The sequence below is a fragment of the Sphingomonas sp. dw_22 genome (genome assembly GCF_018449795.1).
In the GTDB taxonomy this organism is placed as follows: domain Bacteria; phylum Pseudomonadota; class Alphaproteobacteria; order Sphingomonadales; family Sphingomonadaceae; genus Sphingomonas.
Genome location: NZ_JAAVVE010000016.1, coordinates 70,283 through 86,827 on the forward strand (window position 1 = coordinate 70,283; position 16,545 = coordinate 86,827).

Genomic DNA, 16,545 nt, shown 5'->3' on the forward strand with positions numbered 1-16,545 from the left:
AAATGTAGGCACACTTCGCTGCGGTGCAACGATGCTTTGCGGCTTAGCCCCGCTTCCTCGCAAAACGCGCCAGGCCGGCTTCGAGATCGGCGATCAGGTCGTCCGGATCCTCCAGCCCGATCTGGAGCCGCACTGCCGGCCCCTCGGCCTCCCAGCGCGTGGCGCTGCGGAAGCGGTGCGGGTCGATCGGCAGGGCCAGGCTCTCATAGCCGCCCCAGCTGAAGCCGATGCCGAAATGCTCCAGCCCGTCGATCAGCGCGGCACGCGCCGCATCGTCGCCGCCGTTCAGCACGAAGGAGAACAGGCCCGATGCGCCCTTGAAGTCGCGGGCGAAGATCTCGTGCCCCGGGCAATCGGGCAGCGCCGGATGGAGCACGCGCGCCACTTCGGGCCGGGTCTTGAGCCATTCGGCGATCTTGAGCGCGGCCTCGCCATGCTGCTTCAGGCGCACCGCCATGGTGCGCAGCCCGCGCGTGCCCAGCCAGGCATCGTCGGGGCTGGCATATTGGCCGAGCTGGTAGCTCGCCGCACGCAGCCGCTCATATTGACCCTCGGCGGCCGTCACCGATCCCAGCATCACGTCCGAATGGCCGACGACATATTTGGTGCAGGCGAGGATCGAATAATCGACGCCCATGGCGATCACCGGCAACAGCAGCGGCGTCGCCCAGGTATTGTCGATCAGCGTGGTGATGCTGCGCGCCTTGGCGACGGCGACGATCGCGGGCACATCCTGCACCTCGAAGGTCAGGCTGCCGGGGCTCTCCATGAAGATCGCCTTGGTGCGATCGGTGCAGAGATCGGCGATGCGGGCGCCGATCAGCGGATCGTAGAAGGTTGTGTCGATCCCGAAGCGCTTGAGCATGCCGCCGGCGAAGTTGCGCGTGGGATCATAGGCGCTGTCGGGCACCAGCAGCTCGTCGCCCGGGGCGAGCACCGCCAGCAGCGCCGTCGTCACCGCCGCGACGCCGGACGGATAGAGCAGGGTCGCCTCGGCGCCGGGCTCCAGCTCGGTCAGGGCATCGGCGAGCGTCCATTGGGTCGGGGTGCCGCGGCGGCCGTAGAACAGCTTGTGGTGCGTGTCCGCCGCGCCGCGCGCGCGCAAATCGGCAACGGTATCGTAGAGAATGGTCGATGCGCGCCAGACGGGCGTGTTGACGATGCCCTGGGTCCATTCGGGCCGGCGGCCCGCCGAGACGATCTTCGTCGAATTCTTCTTGTCGGTCATGCAGGGCCCATTGCCTTGGGAGTGGAGGGATCGGCGCCCCATTCGGACCAGCTCCCGTCATAGAGCGCCGCGTCGTGCCCCAGCAGATGCGCCGCGAAGACCAGCACCGACGCGGTGATCCCCGATCCGCAGGTCGCGACCAGCGGCTTGTCGAGATCGATGCCCGCCGCTTCGAATTCGGCGCGGATCGCGTCGAGCGGCTTCCAGGTCCGGTCGGGGTTGAACAGCCTGCTGTAAGTGAGGCTTTTCGAGCCCGGGATATGCCCCGATCCGCAATCGGGCCGGGGATCGGGCTCTTCTCCGGTAAAACGTGCCATCGAGCGCGCATCGACGATCTGCTCGGAAGTCGTCTTGATCTCGGCCAAAGTGCGGACTTTCCCCTTTGCGGCTCCCGCCTGGAATGTGCCGGGCGAAGCGGCGGGGATGCCGGCCTCCAGCGGGCGTCCTTCGGCCTTCCACTTGGCGATGCCGCCGTCGAGGATCGCAGCCTCGACGCCGAACATGCGCAGCACCCACCAGGCGCGGCAGGACGTGTGGTGCGGGCTGTTGTCGTAGAGCAGGATCCGGCTGTCCGCCGTCACGCCCAGCGCGGCCATCCGCGCCTCGAACACCGCGCGCGGCGGCAGCATCGAGGGCAGGGGATCGTCGGCATCCACCAGCGTATCGAGGTCCAGGAAACGCGCGCCCGGGATATGCCCTTCGGCATATTCGGCGCGCGGCTCCTGCTTCGCGGCGCCGGGCAGCGTCGAGGTATAGGTTGCGTCGAGCACCAGCAGGCCGTCCGCGCCCGGCGCGGCGGCCAGCCATTCGGTCGTTACGAGGTCATCCATCACCGCAAGCTCCTAGAAGGATGCAAAGCGCGGGGCAAACACCTACATGGTGGCGATGGACGCCAAGCATCTCGGTAAGCAATCCGCTCTCCCGGCCTCGCCTGACGAAGCCGAGCTCGACTATGTTCCCAATCCGCGGCCGGGCTCGCGCTATCTGGTGCGCTTCGCCGCGCCCGAGTTCACCTCGCTCTGCCCGATCACCGGCCAGCCCGATTTCGCGCATCTGGTGATCGATTATGTGCCGCGCGCGACGATCGTGGAATCCAAGTCGCTCAAGCTGTTCCTCGGGTCTTTCCGCAATCACGGTGCCTTCCATGAGGATTGCACCGTCGGCATCGGCGAGCGGCTGTTCCGCGAGATGGCGCCGGAATGGCTGCGAATCGGCGGCTATTGGTATCCGCGCGGCGGCATCCCGATCGACGTGTTCTGGCAATCGGGCGAATCGCCCGCGGGCGTCTGGGTGCCGCCTCAGGATGTTTCCGGATATCGGGGGCGCGGCTGAACCTCAGATTTACAACGGCCCGTCGATTCTATATTCTGTTGCGTTGCACAACTGTGCAACCACGGCGAAAAGCGGGAGTTTGTAAAGGGACGCAGGGCGTTTTTGCCCAAAGTCGGTTTGCATTAGCGAAGGGTTGATAATGGCACGGACGCAGCATCTCGAAGGGATCCGGCATCTTGCCCTGATCGGCAATTTCCTGCCCCGCAAGTGCGGCATCGCGACCTACACCACGGACACCTACAACGCGCTGACGAAGCGCTATCCGGACCTGCAGGTCGACGTCTATGCGATGGACGACCATCCGGGCCGCTACGCCTATCCCCCCGAAGTGACTCGCGCGATCCCGCAGAACGACCGCGCCGCCTATATCGAGGCCGCCCGCGCGATCGAGGCGAGCGGCGCGCAGGCGCTGTGGATCCAGCACGAATATGGCATCTATGGCGGCTCGGCCGGCGATTTCCTGCTCGCGCTCACCGATCGCCTGTCGATCCCCGTCATCGTTACGCTCCACACCGTGCTCGAAAAGCCGAGCGCCGACGAGCGTCGCGTGATGGAGGCGCTGCTGCGCCGCGCCTCGCGCGTGATCGTGATGGCCGAGCGCGGCTGCGACATATTGAAGCGCGTCCACGGCGTCGAGGACGCCAAGATGGTGATGATCCCCCACGGCGTGCCCGATCGTCCCTTTGTCGACCCTGACATGCTCAAGCCGGTGTTCGGCTGGGAAGGCCGCGACGTCATCCTCACCTTCGGCCTGCTCGCCCCCAACAAGGGGATCGAGAACATGATCGAGGCGATGCCGGCGATCGTCGCCGCACGGCCGCAGGCGCTCTATGTCGTGCTCGGAGCCACCCACCCCAATCTCGTCGCGCATGAGGGCGAGGCCTATCGCGACCGGCTGAAGGCGCTCGCGAGCGAAAAGGGCGTGGCGGATCATGTCCGTTTCATCGATGCGTTCGTCGGCCATGACGCGCTGATCGACTATCTCCAGGCGGCGGACATCTATGCGACGCCCTATACCAATCCGGCGCAGATCACGTCTGGCACGCTTTCCTATGCGGTGGGCGTCGGCAAGGCCGTGGTCTCTACTCCCTATGTCCATGCCACCGAGATCCTCGATTCCGGCCATGGCGTGATCGTCGAGTTCTGCGACAGTGCAGGGTTCGCGCGCGAGATCACCAAGCTCCTGTCGGACAAGATTGCGCTCACCGCGCTTTCCGCGCGCGCCTATGCCCGCGGCCGCACGATGCTGTGGCCGTGCCTCGCCGAGCGCGCGGTGGCGGAGATCGCCATGATCGTCGCCGCCAAGCCGCGCCGCTTCGCCAAGGCGCGCGCCGAGCTGGCACCGCTCAAGCCCGACATCAGCGCGGTCGAGCGGATGAGCGATTCGACCGGCATGCTCCAGCATTCGATCTATTCGGTGCCCGATCGCCGCCACGGCTATTGCATCGACGACAATGCCCGCGCGCTGATCCTGATGTGCCGGATCGAGGATATCGACGAGACGGTCCGCGACAAATGGACCAGCATCTATGCGTCCTTCGTCCAATATGCCTGGAATGCCGAGGAGCAGCGCTTCCGCAACTTCATGAGCTTCGACCGCACCTGGTGCGAGGATGTGGGCTCGGAGGATTCGAACGGGCGTGCGCTCTGGGCGATGGGCGTCACCGCGCGCGACGCCCGCGCGCAGAAGCACCGCGACTGGGCCTCGACCATGTTCGACGCGACCGCATCGATCGCGCTCGATCTCGGCAGCCCGCGTGCCCGCGCCTTCGCGATGCTGGCCGCCGCCGCGATGATCGAGGCGCATCCGGGGCATCCGCTGGCGCGCACTATCCTGACGCGGTTCGGCGACGAACTGACCCAGTTGCTCGATCGGACGCGCCGGCCCGAATGGAAATGGTTCGAGATCGTCCTCGCCTATGACAATGCCCGCCTGCCCGAGGCGCTGCTGCGCGCCGGCCAGGTGCTGGGCCGTCCCGACTTCATCGAGGTGGGGCTGGAGACGCTCGACTGGATCGTCGGGCGACAGACTTCGCCCGAGGGCCGTTTCCGGGCGGTGGGCACCGAGAGCTTCGGCCGCGCCTATGCCGATCCGCTCCCGTTCGACCAGCAGCCGCTGGAGGCGCAGGCGACGATCGAGGCCTGTGTCGCCGCGCACGACGTGACCCGCGATCCGCGCTGGGCGGGCGAGGCGATGCGCGCCTATCGCTGGTATCTGGGTGCCAACGATCTCGAAATGCCGCTCGCCAGCCCGCAGGACGGCGGCTGCTTCGACGGGCTGATGCCCACCGGACTCAACCGCAACCAGGGCGCCGAATCGATTTTGGCCCTGCAACTCGCAAGTTGCGCGATTTCCGCTCTTTCAAAGCGCGCGGGAAACGTGGCAGGACCGGAACGCGCCGTCGCCTGACCTTCGTTGGCCGGCGGAATGCTCGGCTTCTTCGGGGGGTGCGTTGCTCGACCTGTTCAATCATAGCCTGCGGCTGAAGGCGGACCCTTCGCGTGTCGTGGTGCGCCCGTTCCATATCGCCTGGACGTCGAACGGCACCGCGCCCAGCCGGACCGAGCGGCTGGTGACCGAAGTGCTCGACATGTCGCCCGGCCAGGCGCGTGCCGAGCTGGAGATCGTGCTCAAGGATTTCGAGGCGCGCCACTGGCAGACGCGGCGCGTGTTCATGACGCGATACGACGAGATCGAATCGCAGCTCGGGCTCGACGGCAGCGAGATCGGCGACGAGAAACGGCAGCTCATCGGCGCCTATTTCTGCCACGAATACAGCTATGCCGCCGCCGCGCTGATGAACCCCAGCGCCGTGCCGCATTACGACCAGTCGGGCATGCCCAAGGGCTCGCTGCGTATCCTGATGTCGCTGCGCGCGGTGGGCGAGGGGCACATCTCCTCGGTCGCGTTCCGCGAAGGCATCATCACCGACAATAACGATCTGACGCTCGCTCCCGAGCCGCCCTTCGCCACCGCCGCCGATGCGCGCGAGGAGGATGAGGAGCATGTGCCCGAGGGGCCGGTGACGGTCTATCGCCACCGCGATTCGACGCTGTCGGGCACGGTGATCTTCCCGATCACCAAGGCGCAGTCCAACGGTCTCGAAGACCTGCGCATCTGCCATTTCCAGCATGAGGACGGCAGTGAGGAATGGATCGGCACCTATACCGCCTATAACGGATCGGTGATCCAGTCCGAGCTGCTGCGCACCCGCGACTGGCGCAGCTTCGATCTGGTGCCGATGACCGGCAGCGCGGCGCGCAACAAGGGCATGGCGCTGTTCCCGCGCAAGATCGACGGCCGGTACATGATGCTCGGCCGGCAGGACGGCGAGAACATCTTCCTCCATTCGTCCGACACGATCACCCATTGGGAGGGCGGCGAGCTGCTCATCAAGCCGCATTTCCCCTGGGAGCTTGTCCAGATGGGCAATTGCGGCCCGCCGATCGAGCTGGACGAGGGCTGGCTGGTGCTGACGCACGGCGTGGGCGCGATGCGGAAATATTCGATCGGCGCGGCCTTGCTCGACAAGAATGATCCGTCGAAGGTGCTGGCCCGATCGGCCCAGCCGCTGCTCGCCGCCGCGGACCAGGACCGCGAGGGCTATGTGCCCAACGTCGTCTATACCTGCGGTGCGATCCGCCACGGCAACAAGCTGTTCATCCCCTATGGCGTGGCGGACAGCTCGGTGGCCTTCGCCTTCGTGCCGATCAAGTCGCTGCTCGAACAGATGAGCTGACTTTGATTCCCCTCCCGCTTGCGGGAGGGGTTAGGGGAGGGCCTGTCAAAACCGGAACCGCCCCAGGAAGTCACACGCCCTCCCCCGCCCCCTCCCGCAAGCGGGAGGGGAGATAGTCAGCGATAGCTGGCGCCTTCCACCTGCGGCTCCGGCCCGTCGGCGGGCGGGCTGGTGCGGACCAGCTTGCGCGTCGTCGCATAGACGAACGCGATCAGGCCGAAGAAGAGCAGCGGCGCCAGCCACATCGCCACCCCTTCGAACCCCTCGCCCATGATCGCCAGCGGTGCATCGTTGGGCGGGATCGGCGAATTGCGGTTGGCCCAGGCGAGCACGCCGGCAAAGGCGACGCCGAACAGGCTCTCGCCGACGACCAGCCCGGTCGCGGCGAGCACGCCCATCCGCTCGGCGAATTCGGGATTGGCGGAGCGCTTCGCCCAGCGATCGTAGAAATGGCCGATCACCGCGCCGACCGGGATCAGCAGCGTGAGCCCCATCGGCAGATAGATGCCCATGCCCACCGCGAGCGGCGGCAGGCGCATCTTCCCCATCTTGCCGAGCAGTTCGTCCAGCGCGATCACGACCGCGCCGATCACGGCGCCCAGCCCGATCAGGCCCCAGTCGATATCGCCGCCGAGCACGCCCTTGGCGATCGAGGAGATCAGCGCGGCCTGCGGGGCCGATAGCGCATTGGGCCCGGCGCCGGGCATGCCGACGAAGCCGAGCGTGTTCTTGAGCAGATCGAGCACCAGGGGAATCGCCAGCGAACCGAACACCACGCCGAGCACCAGCGCCACCTGCTGCTTCCACGGCGTCGCGCCGACGAGCTGGCCGGTCTTCAGATCCTGGAGATTGTCGTTCGAGATCGTCGCGATCGAGAAGATGATCGCGGTGGTGAACAGCGCATAGGCGATCAGCGCGTTGGTGCGCGCCGGATCGGCCTCATGCCCGAAGATCAGCACGAGCAGCAGCGATGCGCCGAGCACGGCGAGGATGCCGACGCCCGAGACCGGCGAATTGGACGCGCCGATCAGGCCCGCCATATAGCCGCAGATCGCCGCGATCAGGATGCCGACCACCAGCAGATAGACGAGCGAGCCGCCGATCACCGCGAACGGATAGTCATGCACCGGCCCGCCGGCCGAGAAGCTCCACAGCAGCCAGGCGATCGGCACCAGGGTCGCCAGCGTGATGAGCGCGACGACGCCGATCGGCAGGTCGCGCTCGGTGATGTCGAGCGCTTCGCCGCCCTTGCGTGCCCGCGACGCGGCGAGGGCGGAGCGCAGCCCCGCGACGATCGGCCCGATGATCTTGAGCAGCGACCAGATCGCCGCGACGCCGATCGTGCCCGCGCCGACGAAGCGCACCTGGCCCCGGAAGGTGCCGCCCACCAGCGCGTCGATCCCGGCGGAGAGATCGCCGCCCGCCGCGAACAGGGGCACGAGCACGGTCCAGGAGACCAGCATGCCGAGGAACATCGCCGCGCCGACCGAGATGCCGACGAGATGGCCGACGCCGATCAGCAGCATCGACCAGCTTGTCGAGAAGCCGGTGGCGGTGTTGCCTACGGGGAAGTTCTTCGCCGCTTCCTCGGCGACCAGCTTCATCTTGGCGAGCAGCGCGAACAGCCCCGAGAAGAGCGAGCCGAGGACCAGGACGCGCAGGCCCCGCGCATTCTCCACGTCGCCTGCGCGCGAGTTCGAGCCGACCTTGAGCACTTCGGCGGCGGCGACGCCCTCGGGATAGGGCAGGTCCGATCCGGTGACGAGCGCGCGGCGCAGCGGCACCGAGAACATCACGCCGAGCACGCCGCCGGTGATGCACACCGCCACCGTGGTCCAATAGGGAAAGCCCGACCACCAGCCGACCATGATGAGCCCCGGCAGCACGAAGACGATCGCGGCCAGCGTGCCGGCGGCCGAGGCGATCGTCTGGACGATATTGTTCTCGAGGATGCTGGCGTTGCGGAAGAAGCGCAGGATCGCCATCGACACCACCGCCGCCGGGATCGAGGTGGCGAAGGTGAGGCCGACCTTGAGCCCCGCATAGACGTTCGCGGCGGTGAACAGGATGGTGATGAGCGCGCCGAGGAGGACGCCGCGGACGGTGAGCTCGGCAAGCGGGCGGGCAGGCGCTGTGGCCATCAGGGACGGACTCTCAGGATGCAAAGTGCAGGGAGATGGGCTTCATTCGTGCACTTTCGCCGAGGGGCGGCGATCGAGCGGGGCATGCATGGGCGGAGGAATGTAGCGCGCATCGCGGCGACGTTGGCACCGCGTTTCCTACAATGACAGCATTTTCTCCGGTGGGGCGTATCGAGAGGAAGCCGCCCTGCCCGGCCTGGGAAGAGGGGCGCGGCCGGCTTCGGCTTCCCGGCGGCACGGCGCTCGATATCGGTCGTCTACGGCCTCGATATTGCCTCTCGAAAGAGGTCGGCGTCGCCGCCGCCGTTATAGGATTCCGCTCCCCGCAGAGGAGGCCGGCGGAGTCGCATAGGCTCGTTGCCTGTTCTCGCGATGCGCCGTGCGTGCAGATATAATATCGGCAGGCGGGTCTCTTTGGATCACTGTGCGTTTACTGCAGTGATTGAAAGTAAAATGATTATGGCTCGCCAAATCAGATCCAAGATTGAAATAGAAATCGAAATTCATCGCCGGGCGTTGGAAATGGCGAACGGAGCCGGCGATAATGGTGACGATATTCCGAGGCCGAATATCGTTGAGCTCGAATATGATGGCCCGGCTGGCGCCCTATGGGATCTCGGATTCGTGAACTTCAGTGGGGCGCGATACATCGAAGCTGCCGCACGCGAGGTCAGTGGGCGCTGGGATTTGTTGCGCGTTGGATTCACGGCGACCACTCCTCCAAGCTGACTGCAAGGAGCTGCTGCTCTATGAGTTCGGCGATTGTCATTGGTCAATCTAAAGAAATGATAATATTAACAAATACTATGAAAAACATAGGTCTCGATGGGCAGGAAAGTGCCGAATCGGAGGTTGATGATTTTCGCAAGAACCTGGGGCCATTCGTAGTCGCCGCTCAGACAACGCAAATGCCGATAGCTTTCACCAATGCACGATGCGCGGGCAATCGCATCATTTTCGCGAACGACAGCTTCCTCGAATTGACTGGGTATGATCGAGAGGAAATGCTCGGGCGCAGCCTGGACGATTTGGTAGACGAAAGCCTGGATGCGCCAACCATTTCGGGGGTCGGGCAGGAGTTCGGAGGCCGACACGGCGATACTCTGGATATCCACTACAATCGCAAGGATGGCAGCGGCTTCTGGGCCTCGACCTTCGTCAGTCCGGTCTGCGACGAGGCTGGAAACGTCATTCAGTATTTCGTGTCTTTCGTGGATCTCACCAGGCACAGGCAAGAGCAGGCCCATTTGAGGATGCTCATCGACGAACTGAACCATCGGGTTAAGAACACCCTCGCAACGGTGCAGTCGATCGTCTCGCAGGCGCTGAGAGCGCCGCTCGACCCCGAATACCTCCGCGAAGCCATCGAATCGCGGATCTTCGCATTGTCGCGTTCGCACGAGCTCCTGACCCTGGCTCGTTGGCGGGATGCCGGATTGCATGATCTGCTCGACGCGGCGCTCGAGCCGTTCGGAGCGGCCTCGGGCTGGTCGGAACGCTTCTCGATCGACGGCGACAATATCCGTGTGCCCCCGAACATGGCCCTGGCGCTGGGCATCGCGTTCCACGAACTCGCAACCAATGCCGTGAAATATGGGGCGCTCTCGACCGAAACCGGCCTGGTCGAGATAACATGGTCGCTCTGGCCCTCCGCGGACGAAACGCGGCTCGTGCTGGTTTGGAAGGAAAGCAACGGCCCGCTGGTCGCTGTGCCTTCGACAAAGGGGTTCGGGTCTGAAGTGATCGAGCGCGGCCTCGCGCATGAACTGCGCGCCAAAGTGGCGCTCGAATTTGCGCCTGGCGGAGCGATCTGCACGATCGATATGCCGACACCGAAAGGATCCCAGGATGGCTGACCTTCTCTCCGATCGTCGCGTGCTTGTCGTCGAGGACGAAATGATGGTGCTGATGTCGATCGAGAACATGCTGGCCGAGCTTGGGTGCCGATCCGTGACGGCTGCCGCGACGGTGACGGACGCGCTTGCCCTGATCGGCTCCCAGGTTTTCGACCTTGCCATGCTGGATCTCAACCTGGGCGGCACGAGAAGCTACCCTGTCGCCGATGCCCTTGCCGCGCGCGGCGTGCCGTTCCTGTTCTCGACGGGCTATGCCGACAAGGACACGCGCACCGATTATCCGGACCGGCCGGTGCTCAACAAGCCATACCCTTTCCGAAAGCTCTCGGCTGCGCTCGCGACGCTGCTGGGGGGCGGCCGTAGCTAACGAAAGCAGCCGGTCTCCTCCGCACGCAAGGCGAACGTCAGGTTTTCCCTGTCCGCTCGAAACCACCGCTCTGAGACTGGGTTCGCGGTCTAGGAAGCCTCTCCCGCCCCGGCCTTCTCCGCCCGCTTCGCGAGGATCTGCGCCCAGGGGTTCGGTTTGGCTTCGCCGATCCGGTGCAGCGTGTTGCGATCGTGGTGGTCGAAGGGTTCGGACTGGCCGCGCACCGTGAGCGTCGTCCGGATATCGTAGCTCCAGCTTCCGTCGGGGTTGAAGACGATCTCGATGCGATAGGCGTCGGTGCGGAACACGTCTTCCAGGAAGTCGGTCGAGCAGATGCCGTAGCTGGTCTGGCCGCGTGTCGCGGTGAGCGTGATGCCAGTATCGCCGGGCTTGCCCTGGCCCGAGGCGAGCAGAACCTGCCCGCGCGGGATTGCCAGCGTCTGGAGGATCAGGCCGGTCGCGGGCTCCCAGAGCCAATAGCCGACCTGATCGTGGAAGGTGATGTCCTCCTCCACGGTGGTGATGTGGATATGGTAGCGCAGGCCATAGAGGAGCTGCGGGCCGTTGGCCTGCGGGTCGATCGGCTCGAAGACGATGTGCTCGATGAATTCGCGCCGCTCCGGCCCTTCCGCCTTGGGCGCCACGTCCGCGCCCTTCGCCGATCGCCACGTCCCGGCCAGCGGGCGGAGCGGGCCGAGATTGGCGAGCGTATCGGGATTGACGTCGGCCGGTTCGGTGAAGATGTCGCGCGGGAATGGATTCATGCCGGATGCTCCTCTGACTGGGGGCTCAGCGCCCCTTGAACAGCCCGCCGAGCACGCCGCGCACCAGCCCGCCGATCAGCGATCCGCCGACGCCGCTCGATTTGCCGAACACCGCCTTGCTGACTTCATTGGCCACGGAGCGGCTGACCGCCGTAGTGGCGGACTTGGTCGCGGAGTTGATCGCGCGGTTCCACGGGTTGTTGGCGGCCTCGCGTTCGGCGGCGCGCTGGGCCTGGGCGTCGAGACGCGCCTGGCGATCGGCGTCGCGCTGCTGGGCGAGGCGCTGGCGCTCCGCTTCCTTGGCGAGGCGGGCGTCTTCCTTGGCCTGGGCGGCGGCGGCCTTTTCGGCTTCGGTCTTGGCGGCGGCCTCGGCAGCGGCGGCGGCGGCCTCCTGCGACTTGGCGGCGAGCAGCTCCTCAGCCGATTCGCGATCGACCAGCGTGTCGTATTTGGCGCCGATCGCGTCGGTCTGGATCAGCACGGCGCGCTCCTGCGGCGTGACCGGGCCGACGCGCGAGGCGGGCGGCTTGATGAGCGCGCGCTCGACCGGGGCGGGTGCGCCGTCCTCCTGCAGCAGCGAGACCAGCGCCTCGCCGACCTTGAGCTCGGTGATCGCGGTGGCGACATCGACGCCCGGATTGGCGCGGAAGGTGGTCGCCGCCGACTTGACCGCGGCCTGGTCGCGCGGGGTGAAGGCGCGCAGCGCGTGCTGGACGCGGTTGCCGAGCTGGCCGGCGATCGTATCGGGGATGTCGATCGGGTTCTGGGTGATGAAATAGATGCCGACGCCCTTCGAGCGGATCAGGCGGACGACCTGCTCGATCTTGTCGAGCAGCGCCTTGGGCGCATCGTCGAACAGCAGATGGGCCTCGTCGAAGAAGAAGGCGAGGACGGGCTTGTCGGGATCGCCGACCTCCGGGAGATGCTCGAACAGCGCCGAGAGCAGCCAGAGGAGGAAGGTGGCGTAGAGCTTGGGGCTCGCCATCAGCTTGTCGGCGGCGAGGACGTTGACGATGCCGCGGCCCTTGTCGTCGAGCGCGATGAAATCGCCCATGCCGAGCGCGGGCTCGCCGAAGAAATGCTCGCCGCCCTGGCTGCGGAGCTGGAGCAGCGAGCGCTGGATCGCGCCGATGCTCTGCTTGGAGACGTTGCCATAGGTGGTGGTGAACTCGTCGGCGCGCTCCGCACAGTGCGCGAGCATCGATTGCAGGTCGTCGAGATCGAGCAGCAGCAGCCCGTCCTTGTCGGCGACGGTGAAGGCGATGGTGAGCACGCCTGCCTGGACTTCGTTGAGGTCCATCAGCCGCGAGAGGAGCAGCGGCCCCATTTCGCTGACGGTGGTGCGGATCGGATGACCCTGGGCGCCGTAGAGATCCCAGAACTGTACCGGATTGTCGCTATAGGTCCAATCGGCATAGCCGATCTCGGCGGCGCGGGCGGCGAAGCTCTCATGGGTCTTGGCGGCGGGCGAGCCGGCCATGGCGAGGCCGGACAGGTCGCCCTTCACATCGGCGACGAAGCAGGGAACTCCGGCCTGGGAGAGGCCGTCGATGATGCCCTGGATCGTCACGGTCTTGCCGGTGCCGGTGGCGCCCGCGATCAGCCCGTGGCGATTGGCGCGCTTGAGGACCAGCGTCTGGCGCTTGTCGCCGGCCGCGCCAATGAAAATGCCCGTCTCTCCACCCATAAGCAAAACTCCCTTTCAGGAGATCGTCATAGGGGAGAAACGGGCATTGGTCAGCGTGCAATTGAAGGGCGGGTGAAGGCTGGTGCCGCCCTGATGGGCGATCAGCCTGGGATCTGCACCGGCACGAACTGGCCGATGTTGCGGCGCTGGACATAGAGCAGCACCGAGCTGCGGCCGGCGCTCTTCGATGCCGTTACGATCTTGGCGATGTCCGCCGCGTTGGCGACCGGCGTGCGATTGACCGAGACGATCAGGTCGCCGCGCTTGAGGCCCTTGCCGGCCGCGTCGCTGTTGGGATCCACCCCCAGCACGACCACGCCGTTCACCTTGGAAGCATCGACGCCGATGCTGCTTGCGATCTGCGGGGTGAGCGGCGTCACCGCGACGCCGAGCGAGGCGGTCGCCATCGCATCGGGGCTGCCGCTGCCGCTGCCGCCCGGACCGGTGCCGTCATCCTCGGGATCGAACTGGGCGAGCTGCTCCTCGGGCGGGCGCTTGCCGACGGTGACGGTGAGCGTCTGGCGCTTGCCGTCGCGGATCACTTCCACGGGAACGCGGGTGCCGGGGGTCACATTGGCGATCAGGTAGCTGAGCGTCTGATCGGGGGTGACGTCCTTGCCGCCGACCTTCACGATCACGTCGCCCTGCTTGATGCCGGCCTTCTCCGCCGCCTGGCCCGGCTCGATGCGCGAGACCAGCGTGCCGCGATCCTTGGGCAGTCCGAGCGCGTCGGCGATATCGTCGGTCAAGTCCTGCATGCCGACGCCGAGATAGCCGCGGTCGATGCTCTTGCCCTTCATCAGCGTGGCGATGACGGGCTGAGCCTCCTCGGCCGGAATCGCGAAGCCGATGCCGACATTGCCGCCGGTGGGCGACAGGATCTGCGAGTTGATGCCGATGACGTTGCCCTGGAGATCGAACATCGGGCCGCCCGAATTGCCCCGGTTGATCGAGGCGTCGGTCTGGATGAAGCGGTCATAGGCGCCGCCCTGGCCGGTGACGCGGTGGACCGCCGAGATGATGCCGGCCGTGACCGAGCCGCCCAGGCCGAAGGGGTTGCCGATCGCGACGACCCAGTCGCCGACGCGCGCGCCGCTCGAATCGCCGAACTTCACGAAGGGCAGATTGGCCCCCTCGATCTTGAGCACGGCGAGATCCGACTGGGCATCGTTGCCGATCAGCTTGGCCTTGAACTCGCGGCGATCGGGCAGGGTGACGGTGATCGATTCGACCACGGCGCCGCGCTGGCCGGCGGAGATCACATGGTTGTTGGTGACGACATAGCCGTCGGCCGAGATGATGAAGCCCGAGCCGAGCGATTCGGCCTGGCGGGTGACGGGCTGGCCGCCCTGCTGGGCGCCGAACATCTCGAACGGCGTGCCGGCGAAGGGATTGGAGTTCACCTGCACGCGCTGCGTCGTGGAGATGTTGACGACCGCGGGCTGGAGCTTGGCCACCATGTCGGCGAAGCTCATCGGCGCGCCGGCCTTGGGCGCGGCAGCCTGGATCGCGCCGGGCTCGTTCTGCGCGGTCTGCGCACCGGCCGGCTGGTTGAGGGTCATGGCGGTGGCGGCGCCACCCAGGATAACGGCAGTAGTGAGGGCGTAGGCGTAACGCACTGGAGTATTTCCTCTCAAAGGAACGTGTCGCGTTCAGCCCGCGATCTTGCGCAGGCTGGCTGAACGGCGATTGAATATGAACGAACTTGCAGCATCATCGTTGCCCCATGAATTCCCGCAGATAGCTGTTCTGCGGCGACAGGATCACCGAAGTCTCGCCCTTGCCGTCGACCTGGGCGAGGAAGGTCGTCCGGTACGACTGCATCGCGCGGTAGAAATCGTAGAATTGCGGATCCTTGTTGAACGCCTGGGCATAGGTCTGCGCGGCCTGGGCGCTGGCGGTCGCGCGGATGATCTGCGCTTCCTTCAGGCCCTGCGCCTTGATCGTCGCCGCTTCCTGGAGGCGGGCGGAGCTCATCCGGTCCAGCGCGCCCTGGAGCGGCGTGCCCGAGGGCAGCTCGGTCTGCTTGATGCGGACATCGACGATCTGGACGCCGTAGCGCGTCGCCAGCGTCTGGAGCGAGGACTGGATGCTGTCCATCACCTGGCCGCGCTCGGGGCTGAGCAGGATCTTCGATTCGCGTTTGCCGAGCTCGTTGCGGAGCGACGAGCGCAGCAGCGGCCGCAGCCGCTCGATCACGCTGTCCTCGCTGCCCGCGGTGACGACCATGCGCAGCGGATCGGTCACGCGGAAGCGCGCATAGGCATCGATCTCGAGGCGGAGCTGGTCGGTCGAGAGCACGGGCTCGTTGGGCAGGTCGACGTCGAGCACGCGCTTGTCGACCCAGACCACCCGATCGAGGAACGGGATGCGGATGAACGGGCCGGCGCCGGTGCGGCCGAATTCCTCGCCGGGGCGATAGGCGTTGATCGTGCGATAGGGCTTCTCCAGCCGGAGCACGACGGCCTGCCGGGTCTCGGGCACGATCGCGATCGTGCTGAGCAGCAGCACGAGGATCAGGATCGCCGCCACCGCAAGGGCGATCGGGTTGCGGAACCAGTCGCGGGTCATTTGGCGGCTCCCTGCTGGGCCTGATCGGCCTTGCCGTCAGGCCTCAGGCTCGGAAGGGCGAGATAGGGCGTGACGCCCGGCGCCTCCACGATCGTCTTGTTCGTGCGCGACAGGATCTGCTCCATCGTCTCGTAATACATGCGGCGGCGCGTGACCTCGGGGGCGAGCTTGTACTGCTCGTAGATCTTGTCGAACTCGGCCGCCTCGCCCTGGGCCTGGGCCAGGATCTGCTGGGCATAGGCATTGGCGTTGTTCTTGTTCGCCTGCGCCTCCTGCTGCGCGGCGGAGACCGCCTTGAACGCCTCGTCCACCGCCTGGGGGGCGGCGGCCTTCTGGATCGCGACGCTCTGGATGCGGACGCCCGAATTATATTCGTCGAGGATCTTCTGCATCCCGACCTGGACCTCGGCCTCCATGCGCGAGCGGCCCTCGCCGATCGCCTCGTTGAGGCTGGTGGTCGCGATCACCGCGCGCATCGCGCTTTCGGCGGTGGCGCGCACGGTCTCGTCGGGATCCTTGATCTGGAAGACGTAATCGGCCGCATTGTCGATATACCAGCTCACCGAATAGGCGAGGTCGACGATGTTCTGATCGCCGGTGAGCATCAGATTCTCGCCGGACTTCGGAAACGCCTCGGTATGGACCGAGGTGACCTCGACGACTTCCACCATCTGGAGCGGCGCCGGCAGCGTGAAGCCGAAGCCCGATTGCAGCGTGCCCGAATAGCGGCCGAGCGTGGTCACCACGCCGCGTTCCTTGGGGCCGATCGGGTGGATCGACGTGAAGGCGATCCAGAGCAGCAGCAGCGCGCCGGCGATGAGGAGATAGAGCCTGGGGCCGGCGGGCACGCCGGGAAAGC

14 protein-coding genes are annotated in these 16,545 nt (G+C 66.1%); 6 read left to right on the plus strand and 8 right to left on the minus strand.

The annotated features are described in order from the left end of the window. Positions 1-43: 43 nt before the first annotated feature. Both metC and HB724_RS09685 read right to left on the minus strand, forming a co-directional pair. Positions 44-1,228, minus strand: a complete 1,185-nt coding sequence (gene metC, locus HB724_RS09680) for a cystathionine beta-lyase (protein ID WP_213980719.1) — start codon at positions 1,226-1,228, stop codon at positions 44-46. After that, on the minus strand, positions 1,225-2,058 hold the full coding sequence (locus HB724_RS09685; RefSeq protein WP_213980720.1) for a sulfurtransferase: 834 nt from the start codon (positions 2,056-2,058) through the stop codon (positions 1,225-1,227). Before HB724_RS09685 ends, metC begins: the two co-directional genes overlap by 4 nt. Positions 2,059-2,113: 55 nt before the next feature. On the opposite strand from HB724_RS09685, the gene queF reads away from it, so the two are divergent. The 3 genes from queF (at position 2,114) to HB724_RS09700 (ending at position 6,300) form a co-directional block, all read left to right on the plus strand. Continuing rightward, positions 2,114-2,560 (plus strand): preQ(1) synthase, encoded by a 447-nt coding sequence (gene queF, locus HB724_RS09690; protein ID WP_213980721.1) that lies wholly within the window; start codon positions 2,114-2,116, stop codon positions 2,558-2,560. 139 nt (positions 2,561-2,699) lie between these two features. Continuing rightward, a complete protein-coding gene (locus HB724_RS09695; RefSeq protein ID WP_213980722.1) occupies positions 2,700-4,970 on the plus strand; it encodes a glycosyltransferase family 4 protein in 2,271 nt (756 codons plus the stop codon). 43 nt (positions 4,971-5,013) lie between these two features. Next, positions 5,014-6,300, plus strand: a complete 1,287-nt coding sequence (locus HB724_RS09700; protein WP_213980723.1) for a glycoside hydrolase family 130 protein — start codon at positions 5,014-5,016, stop codon at positions 6,298-6,300. A 116-nt stretch (positions 6,301-6,416) separates the two neighbouring features. On the opposite strand, the gene HB724_RS09705 is transcribed toward HB724_RS09700, so the two are convergent. Further along, entirely contained in the window at positions 6,417-8,441 is a 2,025-nt protein-coding gene (locus HB724_RS09705; protein WP_213980724.1) for an oligopeptide transporter, OPT family, read from the minus strand. A gap of 414 nt (positions 8,442-8,855) precedes the next feature. Here HB724_RS09705 and HB724_RS09710 point away from each other — a divergent pair, with 414 nt between their 5' ends. The 3 genes from HB724_RS09710 to HB724_RS09720 are packed head-to-tail and all read left to right on the plus strand — an operon-like array spanning position 8,856 to position 10,664. Then, positions 8,856-9,170: a hypothetical protein gene (locus tag HB724_RS09710; RefSeq protein ID WP_213980725.1), complete on the plus strand. Its 315-nt coding sequence runs from the start codon at positions 8,856-8,858 to the stop codon at positions 9,168-9,170. A gap of 20 nt (positions 9,171-9,190) precedes the next feature. Further along, complete coding sequence (locus HB724_RS09715) at positions 9,191-10,297, plus strand: HWE histidine kinase domain-containing protein (RefSeq protein WP_256731428.1); 1,107 nt, start codon at positions 9,191-9,193, stop codon at positions 10,295-10,297. Then, positions 10,290-10,664 carry a response regulator gene (locus tag HB724_RS09720; protein WP_213980726.1) on the plus strand — a complete coding sequence of 125 codons (375 nt, stop codon included), beginning with the start codon at positions 10,290-10,292 and terminating at the stop codon, positions 10,662-10,664. The genes HB724_RS09715 and HB724_RS09720 overlap by 8 nt, the downstream gene beginning before the upstream one ends. Positions 10,665-10,753: 89 nt before the next feature. Here HB724_RS09720 and HB724_RS09725 read toward each other — a convergent pair whose 3' ends face one another. From HB724_RS09725 to HB724_RS09745, 5 genes are all read right to left on the minus strand, one after another. Beyond that, positions 10,754-11,428 (minus strand): heme-binding beta-barrel domain-containing protein, encoded by a 675-nt coding sequence (locus HB724_RS09725; RefSeq protein ID WP_213980727.1) that lies wholly within the window; start codon positions 11,426-11,428, stop codon positions 10,754-10,756. Between the two features lie 25 nt (positions 11,429-11,453). Further along, positions 11,454-13,115: a helicase HerA-like domain-containing protein gene (locus tag HB724_RS09730; RefSeq protein WP_213980728.1), complete on the minus strand. Its 1,662-nt coding sequence runs from the start codon at positions 13,113-13,115 to the stop codon at positions 11,454-11,456. 101 nt (positions 13,116-13,216) lie between these two features. Next, positions 13,217-14,734, minus strand: coding sequence for a Do family serine endopeptidase (locus HB724_RS09735; protein ID WP_213980729.1), 1,518 nt, complete (start codon positions 14,732-14,734; stop codon positions 13,217-13,219). Positions 14,735-14,828: 94 nt separating this feature from the next. Next, positions 14,829-15,686, minus strand: a complete 858-nt coding sequence (locus HB724_RS09740) for a protease modulator HflC (protein ID WP_213980730.1) — start codon at positions 15,684-15,686, stop codon at positions 14,829-14,831. After that, positions 15,683-16,545: protease modulator HflK (locus HB724_RS09745; protein WP_213980731.1), on the minus strand; the 863-nt coding region annotated here is incomplete at its 5' end. The genes HB724_RS09745 and HB724_RS09740, both read right to left, overlap by 4 nt.